Genomic DNA, 12,684 nt, shown 5'->3' on the forward strand with positions numbered 1-12,684 from the left:
AGAATAAAATGAAACGTACATTTTTATTAATTTATACGACGACTTCAGGACAGACATTTAAAGAATTTAAAAGTTTTGATTATGGGAAAGATAAAGAAACGTGTCATCAACGTTTGATAGATGAATTTGACGAACTTGCATATTTATACTTAAACACAGGTAACAGTGTACATTATATTAATGTGGATCATATAGAAAGCTTAGAGATAACGGAAGTTACAGATGGACAGACTATTGCATATGGTTTCGAAGATTATGAATAACTTACCAGTAGTGCAGGCTTTGTGAATACGACAAAGTCACTGCACTATTTTTTATTTTTATATGTATATTGCACGTATTGACTACACATGTTACAGTAGTACTTAAGCACATAAACGCTTTAACGTACTAAAGGAGTTGTTATGATGAGTAAGGAGTCACAATGGAAAACCTCAACTGGTTTTATTTTAGCCAGTGCTGGATCAGCTATTGGACTAGGTGCAATGTGGAAATTTCCTTATATGGCAGGAATATATGGTGGTGGCGCGTTTTTATCATTATTTTTACTGTTCACTATATTTGTGGGATTACCTCTGCTTATTATGGAATTTACTGTTGGTAAAATGGGAAGTACTTATACGACCCAAATATACAGTAAATTGACAGGGAAAAAATGGTTGAATTTGATTGGTTGGAACGGGAATTTAGCAGTGTTTGTGCTATTTGGCTTCTATAGTGTTATTGGAGGCTGGATTATTATATATATAGGACATGTTATATTACAAATGCTGTCACTTGAACATAACTCCTTAACTCAGATTAGCTTTGAGGGCATGATAAGTAACCCTTGGATTACTGTAGTTGGACAAGGCATCTTTATCGCATTAACAATGGTCATCGTGATGTTAGGCGTTGAAGGTGGTCTGGAAAAAGCTTCTAAAATCATGATGCCATTATTATTTATATTTCTACTAATTATTGTAATAAAATCATTAACTTTAGACGGTGCGTTAGAGGGTGTGCAGTATATTTTGCAACCTCGCATACAAGATATTTCTATGCAAGGTGTACTCTTTGCGCTAGGCCAATCCTTTTTCACATTGTCTTTGGGAACGACGGGCATGATTACCTATGCAAGTTACGCACCTAAAGCTATGACCATTAAATCATCGGCACTTTCTATCGTTGTTATGAACATCATGATTTCAGTCATGGCTGGTTTAGCAATCTTTCCAGCATTGCATACGTTTGGTTACCATCCTCAAGAAGGACCAGGACTATTATTTAAGGTGTTGCCACTTGTATTTAGTAAAATGCATTTTGGAATTGTGTTTTACTTTATATTCCTCATTCTGTTTTTATTTGCAGCACTTACGTCATCTATATCGTTACTAGAACTAAATGTGTCTAATTTTACTAAAAATGATAACTCGAAACGTAAAGTTGTAGCGATGATTGCTAGTGCATTAGTGTTTATCATCAGTATTCCTGCAACATTATCCTTTAGTACGTTAAACAATTTTAAATTTTTAGCTGGTACAATTTTTGATAATATGGACTTTTTAGTGTCTAATATACTAATGCCTTTAGGCGCGTTAGGTACAACACTTGTTGTTGGTCAACTATTAGATAAAAAATTATTAAAAGAAAATTTTGGTAAAGATAAATTTAAACTTTTTATACCATGGTATTATCTTATTAAATACGTGATGCCACTTGTTATTATACTCGTGTTTTTAGTGCAGTTATTTTAAAGACGAACAATGATACGCGAACAGCATATGCTTTATAAATTATATAAATCTAGATTTAAAATAAGAGCGCTTAGCCAAGTTATGGGTAAGTGCTCTTCTTTACTTATTAATTATCTTTAAAATGAACACCATCGTGCTGTAATTGTACTTTAAGTTTATCGGGCAAACTTGACTGATTAATCGTTACATTTTTGAATGTACAATGATTGAACGTTACATTATCAAGTTGGCATAAATCTAGTGTTATGTTTTCAAAGTACACCTTGTCATATACGACATTTTGTAGTGCCACATCGTGTAGGTAATGATGATTGAAATTACAATACTGAAATTCTATATTATTAAAGTGACTGCGCTCAAACGTTGTGGTAGTAAATTCAACATATTTAAATAACGTATTATAAAAATGAACATCATCAAAAATACTTTGAGTGAAATCACAATAGATGAATTTACTATTACTTATAGCTTTTATATTTTTAAAAATACCTTCTGAAAAATCACATTTTTTAAAGCGACTTTTATTTACTTCTAGCGCATCAAACATGCAATTCCTAAATGTTGTTGTGCTGTACTTTAATTTTTTAAATTGCTCATTTGTAAAAACAGAAAGCGATAAGTTCTGTTTCGATGGCATAGGTCATCATCTCCCGATATGTTTTGTAAGTGTGGTTTGTCAATTGTTTTAATTTGTCCTTTTACATATTTATCCTAACATGCAAAGACAATTCAAGAACAGTCATATTGTGAGCCAGGCATTGTACTACATGCAATAAACATAGAGATTGCAAAAAAAGAAGTTATAGCGTAAAATCCTTAGTTATTAAGTAAGATTTAATTTTTCAAGAAAGAAGGTTCAATGAGTTGACGATGCACGGTGGCTATAGACACTACGTACGCAGTGTTTGTCATACTCACAATTAATATGATCGCTTATGATTTAATAGGACATACGCCACTTGTTTTACTCGAAAGTTATAGTGATAACAATGTCCAGATATATGCAAAGTTAGAACAATTTAATCCGGGTGGTAGTGTGAAGGACCGTTTAGGCAAGTATTTGATTGAGACGGCTTTGCATGAAGGACGTCTAAATCTTGGGGATACGATTGTTGAAGCTACTGCTGGTAATACAGGTATTGGGTTAGCCATCGCTGCTAACAGGTTTAATATAAATTGTAAAATATTTGCACCAGATGGTTTTTCAGAAGAAAAAATTGCTATTATGCGCGCGCTAGGTGCTGATATTTCACGTACACCTAAAGCTGAAGGCATGCTTGGTGCACAATATCAAGCGCGGCAATATGCTGCAGCTACAGGGGCAGTATATATGAACCAATTTGAATCGCAAGACAACCCTGCTGCATATAAAAATACCTTGGGTCAAGAAATTACTCATTCATTACCACAAATTGATTATTTTGTGGCTGGCATAGGTTCAGGAGGGACATTTACTGGTGTGGCTTCGCATCTTAAACCTTTTAATGTGAAAAATATTTTAGTAGAGCCAGAAGGTTCAATACTTAATGGAGGGGAGAGCCACCCACATGATATTGAAGGGATAGGCTCTGAAAAGTGGCCTGTATTTCTCAAACGGAACCTCGTTGATGACATTATTACGGTAAGTGATGTTGATGGTTTTAACAATGTCAGACAATTAGCACAACGTGAAGGCTTACTTGTGGGAAGTTCTTCAGGAGCAGCGCTACAGGGTGCTTTGGAAATAAAACAACAACTCGATAAAGGTGTTATTGTAACTATTTTTCCCGACGGTAGTGATCGCTATATGTCAAAACAAATTTTCAATTATAAAGGAGTATGATTAAAGATGAATAAAAAAACGCAAATGGTTCATGGTGGACATACTACAGACACTTATACAGGTGCAGTAACGACCCCTATTTATCAAACAAGTACTTATTTACAAGATGATATTGGTGATTTAAGACAAGGCTATGAATATTCACGAACAGCAAATCCTACACGTGGGGCTATTGAAAGTGTTATTGCTGATTTAGAACATGGTAAGCATGGATTTGCCTTTGGTTCGGGCATGGCAGCGGTGAGTGCCGTTATGATGTTACTAGATAAAGGAGACCACATTATTTTAAATTCTGATGTTTATGGTGGTACATATCGTGCTTTAACTAAAGTTTTTACACGTTATGGTATTGAAGTTGATTTTGTTGATACATCATATATTGAGAATGTAGAACAATTTATTAAACCACAAACAAGAATGTTATATATTGAAACACCATCCAATCCATTATTACGTGTTACAGATATTAAAAAAACAGCCGAAATTGCTAAACAGCATCAGTTAATTTCAGTTGTCGATAATACATTTATGACGCCGTATTATCAAAATCCGCTTGATTTTGGTATTGATATTGTACTTCATTCAGCAACGAAATATATTGGTGGTCACAGTGACGTAGTTGCAGGTTTAGTTGTCACAGCAAACGACGAGCTAGGAGAACGAATTGGCTTTATTTCCAATTCAACAGGAGGTGTTCTTGGACCTCAAGATAGTTATCTATTAGTAAGAGGAGTTAAGACACTTGGATTACGTATGGAACAAATTAATCGTAATGTGACAAGCATCATAGAGATGTTACAACAGCATCCAGCTGTTCAACAAGTGTTTCACCCAAGTATCAAGACACACTTAAATCATGATGTACATCTTGTTCAAGCAAGTGGACACACAGGAGTTGTTGCCTTTGAAGTGAAAGATACGGAGCTTGCCAAACGCGTCATACGTGAGACACAGTATTTTACTTTAGCAGAAAGTTTAGGAGCAGTAGAAAGTTTGATATCTGTTCCAGCGCTGATGACCCATGCATCAATTCCCCCAGACATTCGCGCTAAAGAAGGTATTACAGATGGCTTAATTCGCTTATCGATAGGTATTGAAGATACAGAAGATTTAGTGAATGATCTTATACAAGCGTTAGATACAATAAAATAAAGTTTAATTATAAAAAAACCAAGCAGCTATATTTAGAGTTGCTTGGTTTTTTTAATCAATATTCATAAAGTGCTATAAAATTTTTAAGTGTAATTTGACATAAATATCATATAAGGATACATTTGTAATATATTAATTGATAATAATTTTCAATTATATTAGATAATATTCATTTTTATATTAAATATGCAAGAATGAAATAAGAAAGGAGAAGAGATGACGCTATTTTCGGTCGTCAAGCAACTTTTAAAATGAACATGAGTAGCTTAGTCTCGAAATTTATATGAAAAACCAACATTTAGGCAAATTAAAAACACTCATGGGAAAGTATAAATATTTGTTTTATTTAGCGATTTTATTGTCTGTTGTTTCGAGTGTTATAAGTTTAGGCGCGTATTTGAATGTTTATTATGTTATTGAAAGTATGTTGTCAGCGAAAGGTAATTTAAATAAATCAGTCATTGAGAAGATGACATATTTTGGATGGCAATCTGTTATTTATGTATCAGTCGCATTTATGTTTTATGGTTTAGCTTTACTACTATCTCATATAGTGGCATTTAACACTGTAGCTAAATATCGAATAACACTTATCGATTATATGAACGAATTGCCGTTAGGATATTTTCAGAAAAGACAAAGTGGTAAATTACGTAAGCTTATTGAAAAGAATACTGAAGAAGTTGAACATTATATAGCACATCAGTTGCCTGATATGGCACAGGCATTAACGACACCAATCGCTTTTTTAGTATTGATTTTTATATTTGATTGGAAGCTATCTCTTATTTGTTTAATTCCAGTTATTTTAGGTTTTCTTCTTTTGAAATTTATGATGGGAGAAGATAGCAAAGCGTTTTTAGAAAAATATCAAGAAGCATCAGCAAATATGGGTAATGATGTTGTTGAATACGTTCGTGGTATATCAGTAGTAAAAATATTTGGGCAAACTGCTTTTTCATTTAAATCATTTAATCATGCTATCGAAAATTATAGGGATTTTACCGTAAGTTATGCATTATCAATGAAGAAAGCGATGAGCGGTTATATCGTTTGTGTTTATGGTATTTTTTCTTTTCTTATACCGGCAACCATTATCTTCTTTAATCATTCAGAGCAGCTAAAATCCCTACTCTTAAGTTATATTTTCTTTGTAATTTTTACACCACTAGTAGCATTTATGTTGATGAGAATTATGGAAAGTTCATATAAAGCTATGATTATTTTTCATGCAATGGATCATCTTGACAAAAAAATATATAAAGCAAAAGCATTATCAATGCCAACGATTTCTATAAAACCTACGCGTTTTGATATTACTTTTAATAAGGTCAGTTTTACATATGAAGACATGAAACAAAAAGCAATTAATAAATTATCATTTACATGTCATCCTAATAGTGTCACTGCAATTGTAGGTCCTTCTGGAAGTGGAAAGTCAACAATATTTAATTTGATTACTCGATTTTATGATTTGGATGAAGGTTCTGTATTAGTAGGCGGTGTCGATGTAAAGAAAATGTCATATGAAGATTTAATGTCTAATATTAGTTTTGTGTTTCAAGAGACGAAACTATTTAAACTTAGTTTGTTAGAAAATATTCGTTTTTATAAACCAGATGCTACAAAGGCAGAGGTTGAGCGCGTGGTTGATCAAGCGCAATGTCGTGAAATTATTAATAAAATGCCTAACGGTTTAGATACCGTGTTTGGTACATCAGGTAGCTATTTATCAGGAGGAGAAATTCAGAGAATAACAATAGCTAGGGCAATGTTGAAAGATGCCCCTATCGTTCTATTAGATGAAGCAACAGCCTTTAGTGATGCTGAGAATGAGTATAAAATCCAACAAGCACTTAATTCAATGATGAAAAATAAGACCGTTATCATGATAGCGCATCGATTGTCTACAGTGACGCATGCGGATCAAATTTTAGTCATTGACGAAGGAGAATTAGTTGAAGAAGGACAACATCGTTCATTAATGAAAGAAAATGGTGTTTATGCACGAATGTATAATAATTATCAGCAAAGTGTTAATTGGAGAATAGGGGTGGAAAGATGAACATACAAACATTATTTTCTTTATCTAAACAAGGGAAACGTGATTTATATAAAACAACATTATTTACCTCAATTCATCAATTATCAGTTATTTTACCTGTGATATTACTTATTATGCTAACAGATGAAATGATAAGCCATATAAAAATAGGAGAACCTCACACAATTAATCTTTGGAAATATATTATATTAAGCTTAACTTTACTTACTTTAATATATATGATTTATCTAAAGACCTATCAGCAAATGTATGTTAATTCGGGCAAAGAAACTGCTATCATGCGCATAAGATTGGCAGAGAAATTCAGGAAACTCCCTTTATCTTATTTAAGTAGTAGAGATTTAAGTGATTTTACAAGTACGTTAATGGATGATGTTTCCGTAATTGAAAAGCAACTAACGAGCGACTTTGCTAATTTAATTGCTGGTATAGTATCAAGCATGGTGACATTAATTGTGCTCAGTTTTTACAATTGGCAAATGTCAGCCATACTATTTTTGATTATGCCAATTGCTTTATTGTTTATTGCGATATCTAAATTTGCAACTGCTGCTACAAATAAAAAGAATAGACAATTGAAACTTAATATTTCAGAAGCACTACAAGAATACTTAGAAAATATAAAAGTGATAAAATCTTCTAATCAAAAAGAGAAATATATTCAACAATTGAAACAAACAATCAGGGCTATAGTACCATGGTCTATACTTTATGAAATATTAGTAGGGCTCTTTATATCTATTTCTTATAATATCATTCGCATGGGTTTGGGAATTATGGTACTAGTAGGAACGGTATTACTTGTAAATCAACAATTAAGTATACTGGGATTTATTTTATTTGTGTTTATTGCAGTGCGTATATATGATCCTTTAACAAATTCGTTATATAAAATAGGAGAATTTATTTATTCTTTAGTAAGTGCTAAACGTATTAAAGATATATTTGATATAAAAGAACAGGGCGGTTCAAAAGATATTCAACTTTCACAATTTGATATCCACTTTAATCACGTATCTTTTGGATACAATAAGAACCAGGTTATTCATGATGTCACATTTACAGCACATCAGGGAGAGATTACGGCTTTAGTAGGGCCTTCTGGATGTGGAAAAAGTACACTTTCGAAATTAGCATGTCGATTTTGGGACTTAAAAACAGGTGATATTACAATTGATGGTCATAACATTAATGACATCCATCCCGAACACTTACTGTCGTATTATTCATTTGTATTTCAAGATGTCACACTTTTCAATGATACGGTATTTAATAATATTAAAGTTGGTAACTATCAGGCTACAGATGAAGAGATTTATGCGGCAGCAAAAATGGCGAATTGCCAACAGTTTATAGATAAATTACCAGAAGGGTATCAAACTATAATTGGTGAAAACGGTCAGACTTTATCTGGAGGCGAACGACAAAGAATTTCTATTGCTCGAGCATTTTTAAAGCAAGCGCCAATTATTTTATTGGATGAAGCAACATCATCTTTAGATCCAGAAAACGAAACGCTTATTCAAGAAGCAATCAGTAAACTGATTCAAGATAAAACGGTCATTGTTATTGCACATCGCTTAAAAACAATTGAACATTGTGATCAAATAATTGTGTTGAAAGATGGAAAAATTGTGGAAAAAGGAAAGCATCAAGAATTAATGTCTAATCAGGATTTATATCAACACCTGGTTACATTACAGCGGAAAAGTAGTGATTGGAAAGTGAATGGTGTTTAAGCTTTTAAATAACGTTTCAATTGGAATCGTAAGATTTTAATTGGAGCGTTATTTTATGGTTTTGGTGTGCTTGTTAAATTGAAATTACAAATTTAAAAGTCGGAATATTAAATATTTTCAGCAAATTGTATTGACGGGCTACATATAATTCAATATAATGCATAATAATCATATTAAGTTAATCGGAATAAAGGGTGGATACTATTGATTGAATTTAAAAAAGTAAATAAAAGATTCAACAAAAAAGGTGAAACGATACAGGCTCTGAAAGATGTATCTTTTAAAATAGAAAAGCATGATATCTTTGGTGTGATAGGTTATAGCGGTGCAGGAAAGAGTACGCTTGTCCGCTTAGTGAATCAACTAGAACAAGTATCAGACGGTGAAGTAATCGTAGATGGTAAAGATATTAATACATATTCTGAAAAAGACTTAAGAAATGTTAAGAAAGATATCGGTATGATTTTTCAACATTTTAATTTATTGAATTCAGCGACTGTATTTAAAAATGTCGCGATGCCACTTATTTTAAGCCATAAACATAAAGATGAAATTAAAGCAAAAGTTGAAGAAATGCTAGAATTTGTGGGTTTAGCTGATAAAATGCATCAATTTCCGGATGAACTTTCAGGTGGGCAGAAGCAACGTGTTGCAATTGCGCGTGCACTTGTTACCAACCCTAAAATATTATTATGCGATGAGGCTACCAGTGCGTTAGACCCTGCTACAACAAGTTCTATTCTTAAATTATTGAGCAATGTTAACCAAACATTTGGTGTCACAATTATGTTGATTACTCATGAGATGAGTGTTATCCAAAAAATATGTAACCGTGTAGCTGTGATGGAACAAGGAGAAGTGATTGAACTGGGTACGGTTAAAGAAGTTTTCAGTCACCCACAAACAGAGACAACTAAAAACTTTGTGTCAACAGTGATTAATACAGAACCTTCAACACAATTACAAGCTTTATTTAAATTGGTAAATGACACCTCGCATGTTGTATATAGTTTGTTTTTAGATGCGCAACAAGTGACTTCTCCACTAATCAATACGCTAATACGCAATTATGGTGTAGATGTCAATATAATATATTCTTCAATGTCTGCCATACAAGAGAACACAGTTTGTTATTTATGGCTTGATATACAACTTAACGATGTTGATCGAACGCGTATAGAAAATTATTTTAGTCAACAGCATATCGAATATGAGGAGGTCGTTTAACAATGTTTGGGTCCAGTATAGATAGCTCACAACTATTACAAGCCTTATATGAAACACTTTATATGGTGACGATATCATTGATTATTGGTGCGCTTATCGGCATTCCTTTAGGTGTATTATTGGTTATTACTAGACGTCATGGCATATGGCCAAATACGGTAATTCATCAACTTTTAAATCCTATGATTAATATTTTAAGATCAATTCCATTCATTATTTTATTAATTGCGATTGTGCCGTTTACCAAACTATTGGTTGGCACCTCTATTGGTACTACAGCTGCCATAGTACCTTTAACCGTCTATGTTGCACCTTATATTGCGCGTTTAGTAGAGAATTCGCTATTGGAAGTCGATGATGGCATTATCGAAGCGGCCAAAGCTATGGGGGCTTCACCGTTACAAATTATTCGTTACTTTTTAATACCTGAAGCATTAGGCTCATTAGTTTTAGCGATAACAACTGCAATCATAGGATTAATTGGTAGCACTGCAATGGCAGGTGCTGTAGGTGGCGGTGGAATTGGCGATTTAGCCTTAGTATATGGCTATCAACGTTTTGACACTCTAGTCATTATTATCACAGTCATTGTTTTAGTCATTTTAGTTCAATTTATTCAAACGTTAGGTAATTTTATTTCTCGACGTTTACGTCGAAATTAACTTTATTTTGTAAAATTAGGGGGAAGTATGTATGAAAAGATTATTTACTTTAGTACTTGCATTTATTTTTGTACTTGCAGCTTGTGGTGGTGGCAATAATAAAAAAGTAACGATAGGTGTTGCTTCAAATGATACGGCTGCAAGGGAAAAGGTAAAAGAATTAGCTAAAAAGGATCATATTGATATCGAAATCAAACATTTTTCAGATTATAATGTGCCCAATAAAGCATTAAGTGACGGCGATATTGATATGAATGCGTTCCAACACTTTGCATTTTTAAATGCTTATAAAAAAGCACATAAAGATGCTAAAATCTCAGCTATAAGTACGACTGTGTTGGCGCCGTTAGGTATCTATTCAAAAAAAGTAAAAAACATTAAAAATGTCAAAGATGGTGCACAAGTCATTATTCCAAATGATGTATCAAACCAAGCACGTGCATTAAAATTACTTGAGGCTGCTGGACTGATTAAATTAAAAGACAATTTTGGTTTAAGTGGTTCAATTAAAGATATTAAAGATAATCCTAAGCATTTAAATATTAAAGCTGTAGATGCGCAACAAACGGCACGAGCATTAGACGATGTTGATTTATCAGTCATCAATAATGGTGTAGCTACTAAATCAGGTTTGGATGCTAAAAAAGATCCAATATACTTAGAAAAATCTGAGTCAGATGCTGTTAAACCTTATATAAACTTAGTAGCAGTTAATGATAAGGATAAAGATAATAAAACGTATCAAAAAATTGTGAAATTATATCACTCAAAAGAAGCACAAGAGGCATTGAAAAAAGACATTAAAGACGGAGAAAAATACATTAATCTATCTCAAAAAGAAATCGAAGAGATTGAAAATAGCTTAAAATAACTTAAAATAACATAGTTAAAATGCATCTAATTAAGAAAAAGATAATTTCTATTGAAGTCAAATAGAGATTGTCTTTTTCGTTATTTTTCAACCTAACATTCTAGTGAAAATCAGAAATAGCACACAAACTCAAAGCCGGAGAATATAGATTGAGTGAAGATATATAGGATCACTTTTAACATCATTGCAGGTCGATATGTAGCATTATGATAATATTAGAAGCAATTATTAGGTATAGATTCGACAATATCATTAACATCATTAGAAATTAAAAAAGAAGTCTCAATTGATAGCCCATTTCACCAAGCAAAGCAAGTTGGAGTGGGGCCCCAACACAGAGAATTTCGAAAAGAAATTCACCAAGCAAAGCAAGTTGGGGTGGGGCCCCAACAAAGAGGCTTTCGAAGCGAAAGGCAACGGACAACGCAAGTTGGGGTGAGGCCCAAGTACAGAAAAACTGGCTAAATCAGTTTTTTCTAGCAATGATATCGTGGCATCATTTTGTTTGTAGATTGCCATATAACCGACAAAAACATTGTTAAAAAAATAAATAAAAAAAATAATATTTTAATAGCGCAAAGTAATGTATCATAACTTCACAATACTGTAATGTAATTGAAATGGTATTCTGCTGTTTTTTGTATTACCTTTAATATGTGGATTTATAAAAGACAGAACGAAAAGCCGAGACAATACATGAATGTGTATAGTATATGAAGTAAACTACGTCTCGACTTAATGCAATCATTTTCATCTATTTAGTCGAGAGATGCCATTACTGCTATTTAATGTAATGAGACATAGTGAGTAGTATGTTTATGAATAATACAAAGACACATTAAAATGATATTGGAGGTTTTTTTAGTGAAAAAGAAATATATGGCAGCAATTATTGGGACAAGTGCTTTAAGTACCGTATTCGCACATCAGGCAGAAGCAGCTACAACACATACAGTTAAAGCTGGAGAATCTGTTTGGTCAATTTCTCATAAATATGGTATGTCTATTGCACGATTAAAATCACTTAATGGATTAAAATCCAATTTAATTTTCCCTAATCAGGTGTTAAAAGTAAGTGGATCTAGCAAAAGTACAGCAAACCGTACTGCAAACACAAGTAGTAGTACATATACAGTGCAACCAGGAGATTCGTTATCTCTCATTGCATCGAAATATAACACAACATATCAAAAAATTATGCAATTAAATGGTTTAAATAATTTCTTTATTTATCCAGGTCAAAAATTAAAAGTGACTGGTACAGCTGCAAAGAACAATACAAAACCATCACAATCATCAAAATCTAGTATTTATACAGTGCAACCAGGAGATTCATTATCTTTAATTGCATCAAAATATAACACAACTTACCAAAAAATCATGCAATTAAATGGTTTAAATAATTTCTTT

At 32.7% G+C, this 12,684-nt stretch carries 11 protein-coding genes; 10 read left to right on the forward strand and 1 reads right to left on the reverse strand.

Going from position 1 to position 12,684, the window contains the following annotated elements; genetic code table 11:
• Positions 1–8 precede the first annotated feature (8 nt).
• Both HMPREF2597_RS04870 and HMPREF2597_RS04875 read left to right on the forward strand, forming a co-directional pair.
• Entirely contained in the window at positions 9–263 is a 255-nt protein-coding gene (locus HMPREF2597_RS04870) for a hypothetical protein (protein WP_002461144.1), read from the forward strand.
• 141 nt (positions 264–404) lie between these two features.
• Positions 405–1,736, forward strand: a complete 1,332-nt coding sequence (locus HMPREF2597_RS04875; protein WP_141760419.1) for a sodium-dependent transporter — start codon at positions 405–407, stop codon at positions 1,734–1,736.
• Positions 1,737–1,842: 106 nt separating this feature from the next.
• On the opposite strand, the gene HMPREF2597_RS04880 is transcribed toward HMPREF2597_RS04875, so the two are convergent.
• Entirely contained in the window at positions 1,843–2,373 is a 531-nt protein-coding gene (locus tag HMPREF2597_RS04880; RefSeq protein ID WP_002461147.1) for a pentapeptide repeat-containing protein, read from the reverse strand.
• Positions 2,374–2,661: 288 nt separating this feature from the next.
• On the opposite strand from HMPREF2597_RS04880, the gene HMPREF2597_RS04885 reads away from it, so the two are divergent.
• The 8 genes from HMPREF2597_RS04885 to HMPREF2597_RS04920 form a co-directional block, all read left to right on the forward strand.
• Entirely contained in the window at positions 2,662–3,558 is an 897-nt protein-coding gene (locus HMPREF2597_RS04885) for a PLP-dependent cysteine synthase family protein (RefSeq protein ID WP_012991034.1), read from the forward strand.
• Between the two features lie 6 nt (positions 3,559–3,564).
• Positions 3,565–4,710, forward strand: coding sequence for a bifunctional cystathionine gamma-lyase/homocysteine desulfhydrase (locus HMPREF2597_RS04890; protein WP_002479265.1), 1,146 nt, complete (start codon positions 3,565–3,567; stop codon positions 4,708–4,710).
• Positions 4,711–4,993: 283 nt separating this feature from the next.
• A complete protein-coding gene (locus tag HMPREF2597_RS04895) occupies positions 4,994–6,775 on the forward strand; it encodes an ABC transporter ATP-binding protein (protein WP_070817209.1) in 1,782 nt (593 codons plus the stop codon).
• Positions 6,772–8,514 carry an ABC transporter ATP-binding protein gene (locus HMPREF2597_RS04900; protein ID WP_002461152.1) on the forward strand — a complete coding sequence of 581 codons (1,743 nt, stop codon included), beginning with the start codon at positions 6,772–6,774 and terminating at the stop codon, positions 8,512–8,514. The genes HMPREF2597_RS04895 and HMPREF2597_RS04900 overlap by 4 nt, the downstream gene beginning before the upstream one ends.
• 204 nt (positions 8,515–8,718) lie before the next feature.
• The gene (locus HMPREF2597_RS04905) at positions 8,719–9,741 is read left to right on the forward strand and encodes a methionine ABC transporter ATP-binding protein (protein WP_002479267.1); all 1,023 of its coding nucleotides are present in this window, start codon (positions 8,719–8,721) and stop codon (positions 9,739–9,741) included.
• A 2-nt stretch (positions 9,742–9,743) separates the two neighbouring features.
• Positions 9,744–10,403 (forward strand): methionine ABC transporter permease, encoded by a 660-nt coding sequence (locus HMPREF2597_RS04910; protein ID WP_002479268.1) that lies wholly within the window; start codon positions 9,744–9,746, stop codon positions 10,401–10,403.
• A gap of 31 nt (positions 10,404–10,434) precedes the next feature.
• Positions 10,435–11,274, forward strand: a complete 840-nt coding sequence (gene gmpC, locus HMPREF2597_RS04915) for a dipeptide ABC transporter glycylmethionine-binding lipoprotein (protein WP_070817210.1) — start codon at positions 10,435–10,437, stop codon at positions 11,272–11,274.
• 864 nt (positions 11,275–12,138) lie between these two features.
• Positions 12,139–12,684, forward strand: a 546-nt coding sequence (locus tag HMPREF2597_RS04920) for a LysM peptidoglycan-binding domain-containing protein (RefSeq protein ID WP_141750906.1), incomplete at its 3' end; no start/stop codon positions are given.

The sequence above is a fragment of the Staphylococcus sp. HMSC063A07 genome, from assembly GCF_001836955.1.
Classification (GTDB): domain Bacteria; phylum Bacillota; class Bacilli; order Staphylococcales; family Staphylococcaceae; genus Staphylococcus; species Staphylococcus lugdunensis.

What these genes read in the sequence shown, in the direction of transcription:
- HMPREF2597_RS04870 (WP_002461144.1), top strand. Translation starts at nt 9, where the DNA reads ATGAAACGTACATTTTTATTAATTTATACGACGACTTCAGGACAGACA.
- HMPREF2597_RS04875 (WP_141760419.1), top strand. Translation starts at nt 405, where the DNA reads ATGATGAGTAAGGAGTCACAATGGAAAACCTCAACTGGTTTTATTTTA.
- HMPREF2597_RS04880 (WP_002461147.1), bottom strand. Translation starts at nt 2,373, where the DNA reads ATGCCATCGAAACAGAACTTATCGCTTTCTGTTTTTACAAATGAGCAA.
- HMPREF2597_RS04885 (WP_012991034.1), top strand. Translation starts at nt 2,662, where the DNA reads ATGATCGCTTATGATTTAATAGGACATACGCCACTTGTTTTACTCGAA.
- HMPREF2597_RS04890 (WP_002479265.1), top strand. Translation starts at nt 3,565, where the DNA reads ATGAATAAAAAAACGCAAATGGTTCATGGTGGACATACTACAGACACT.
- HMPREF2597_RS04895 (WP_070817209.1), top strand. Translation starts at nt 4,994, where the DNA reads ATGAAAAACCAACATTTAGGCAAATTAAAAACACTCATGGGAAAGTAT.
- HMPREF2597_RS04900 (WP_002461152.1), top strand. Translation starts at nt 6,772, where the DNA reads ATGAACATACAAACATTATTTTCTTTATCTAAACAAGGGAAACGTGAT.
- HMPREF2597_RS04910 (WP_002479268.1), top strand. Translation starts at nt 9,744, where the DNA reads ATGTTTGGGTCCAGTATAGATAGCTCACAACTATTACAAGCCTTATAT.
- gmpC (WP_070817210.1), top strand. Translation starts at nt 10,435, where the DNA reads ATGAAAAGATTATTTACTTTAGTACTTGCATTTATTTTTGTACTTGCA.